The organism is Tunicatimonas sp., from assembly GCF_049647865.1.
Taxonomy (GTDB): domain Bacteria; phylum Bacteroidota; class Bacteroidia; order Cytophagales; family Cyclobacteriaceae; genus Tunicatimonas.
Map to the genome: position 1 here is coordinate 1 of NZ_JBARYM010000729.1, position 2,730 is coordinate 2,730.

The 2,730-nt window shown below is 48.2% G+C and carries 3 protein-coding genes and 1 pseudogene; all 4 read left to right on the forward strand.

Going from position 1 to position 2,730, the window contains the following annotated elements:
* On the forward strand, positions 1 to 232 hold a 232-nt coding region (locus WBA23_RS21320; protein WP_424584305.1), incomplete at its 5' end, for a hypothetical protein.
* 14 nt (positions 233 to 246) lie between these two features.
* The gene (gene eboC, locus WBA23_RS21325; protein WP_424584306.1) at positions 247 to 1,164 is read left to right on the forward strand and encodes a UbiA-like protein EboC; all 918 of its coding nucleotides are present in this window, start codon (positions 247 to 249) and stop codon (positions 1,162 to 1,164) included.
* 100 nt (positions 1,165 to 1,264) lie between these two features.
* Positions 1,265 to 2,410 (forward strand): 3-dehydroquinate synthase, encoded by a 1,146-nt coding sequence (locus tag WBA23_RS21330; RefSeq protein WP_424584307.1) that lies wholly within the window; start codon positions 1,265 to 1,267, stop codon positions 2,408 to 2,410.
* 102 nt (positions 2,411 to 2,512) lie between these two features.
* Positions 2,513 to 2,730: pseudogene (locus WBA23_RS21335) on the forward strand (metabolite traffic protein EboE); the annotation flags it as partial.

The following is a 2,730-nucleotide window of genomic DNA, read 5'->3' on the forward strand; positions in this document are numbered from 1 at the left end:
ATACTTATCAGTTTTGCCTCTAATTAGTGGTTATCGAGATGAAACTCAAGAAATTGTCTTTACTACGGAATATTGGGATCTGTATCAACAGAGGAAACAAGATGGAAGTGATGATATTTATGCAGGATTTCTGTTAGTATTATCGGTGGGAGAAATTACTCATGCCAGTTTGTTTGACTTTGATGTGTACGAGCGCTTTGATCAAACCTCAGGTCGGAATTCTGGTACTTAAGCGATAACTGAAAAATGCCCCTTTCCCAAAAACTACGAGCCTACCTGCAACTAATGCGTCCCGCTAATATCGTAACGGCAATTGCCGATATTCTAGCGGGAGCGGCGGCTTCGGGGTCTATTTTACTGATAACAAATGGCGAAGCTGCCGGAGGAGATGATTCTTCTCTGATCAATCTACTGTGGTTGGTGGTCGCCACCATTGGGTTATACGGCGGGGGAGTGGTGTTCAACGATGTGTTTGATGCTAAGCTCGATCGGGAGGAACGTCCGGAGCGGCCTATTCCTAGGGGGGATGTTTCGGTAACCGAAGGAGCCATATTAGGAGGAGTGCTGCTGGTCGGCGGAATTCTATCAGCTTTGCAGGTATCCATAAAGAGTTTTATCATTGCGGTAGCGGTGGCACTTTGTGCATTACTGTACGATGCTTGGGGTAAACACCAACGTATTTTTGGCCCCATCAATATGGGATTATGCCGGGGAGGGAACCTGCTGCTGGGTGTCAGTCTGGTTCCGGCAGCGATTGCCGATTATTGGTACCTGAGTTTGATTCCTATCGTTTACATCGCCGCTATCACGATGGTGAGCCGAGGGGAAGTACACGGGAGCAGCCGCTCGGCCCTGTGGGGCGGAGTGGGGATGTATTCGGCAGTAATAGTTAGTTTAGCTGTGGTGGCCTTTCGGGAGGAAGCTCATTGGTCGGCACTGTTGTTCTTAGGATTATTTGCTTCTCAAATCTATCCGCCATTATTTAAAGCCATCCGGTACGCCGAGCCGCAGTTTATCGGTAAAGCGGTAAAAGCGGGAGTGATCTCACTCATTATCCTCAATGCAACTTTTGTTAGCATTTTTGCTTCAGCACTATTTGGACTGTTAGTACTCTTACTGCTACCGTTGTCCATCGGACTGGCCCGCTACTTCGCCGTCACCTAACAGGAAACCTTTTTTTCAAACAAAATGTCGTATTTTTATGGCTAACTGCTCTCCGCTAATTGTTCATTGTTTCCGCCTAAGGCGGACTAATTGTTAATTGATGAAGTCGCTATCTCAATCCTTTTCGGTCGCTTTTCAATATCAGGTACACTTTACCAATCGTCTATTTCAGGTTGAAAATCCTCTATTCAAAGATATTCTTCCGCAAGATAACCTGGCTAAACTGTTCGTAGTGATCGATCAGGGGGTAGCTGAAACTCACCCACAACTGCTAACTGATATTAAGAATTACGCTAACGCTCACTCCGATTCGCTTTCTTTATTCGCTAATCCACTAGTAGTGCCCGGGGGGGAAGAAGCGAAGAATAATACCCAGTATTTGCAGCAAATTGTTGAGGCGGTAGACCGCTATCGGATCGATCGGCACTCGTATATCGTGGGTATTGGAGGCGGGGCTGTGCTGGATATGGTGGGTTTAGCAGCAGCGGTTGCCCATCGGGGCGTGCGCCACATTCGTATTCCCACTACGGTGTTGTCGCAGAACGATTCGGGAGTAGGGGTAAAGAACGGAGTTAATTACTTTGGGAAGAAAAACTTTCTGGGCACCTTCGCTCCGCCTTACACCGTTATCAACGATTCCGCTTTTCTATCCACCCTGGATGATCGGGACTGGCGAGCCGGTATTGCCGAGGCGATTAAAGTAGCGCTGATAAAAGATAAACCGTTCTGGGAACGCCTGGAGCAGGATGTCACCGCACTAGCTAACCGTGATCAGGAAGCGATGCAGTACCTCATTCATCGCTGCGCGGAAATTCACCTCCAGCATATTGCCGGGGGCGATCCGTTTGAAATGGGTTCTTCGCGCCCACTGGACTTTGGCCACTGGGCGGCTCATAAACTGGAGCAACTTTCGGATTATCAGCTACGCCACGGAGAAGCCGTTGCTATCGGCATCGCCCTGGATGTTACTTATTCTCACCTACAAGGAATGCTTCCTGAAGCCGACCTGCACCGGATTATCAAGTTGCTACTTCAGCTAGGGTTTGACATCTACACTCCCGAACTGGCCGAGCCGGAATTGCTGCGCGGATTGGATGAATTTCAGGAACACTTGGGCGGTCAACTCACGATTATGTTGCTGGAAGAAATTGGCCAAGGAGTAGAAGTACACGAAATGGATAAAAGCCTGATTCAACAGGCAATTGATCAGCTAGCGGAGAAACAGGCGGCAAAAGTTTTGGGTTAATTTTCTTGGATACTCGCAGAGACTTCGGAAGTTTTTGTATGTTCTCTTCGAATGTACTATCTCGCTATCTAAACTTCCGAAGTCTGTTCTCATAATTAACCTATGAAACTACCCAACCAACACCATCTTACCTACTGCACCAATATTCATCCGGGCGAAAGCTGGGATGAAGTAGATCAGAGTCTGCGAACCTACGTTCCCACGGTTAAGTTGGCCGTAGCTCCTGATCAAGCGTTTGGAATTGGTTTGCGACTGTCGCAGCAAGCGGGAGAAGAGCTGGCCCGTCCGGATGCTCTGGCCGCTTTTCAGGAATGGTTGTC

Bases quoted from the DNA above. Each gene is read 5' to 3' on its own strand.
- WBA23_RS21330 (WP_424584307.1), top strand. From the start codon at position 1,265: ATGAAGTCGCTATCTCAATCCTTTTCGGTCGCTTTTCAATATCAGGTA.
- eboC (WP_424584306.1), top strand. From the start codon at position 247: ATGCCCCTTTCCCAAAAACTACGAGCCTACCTGCAACTAATGCGTCCC.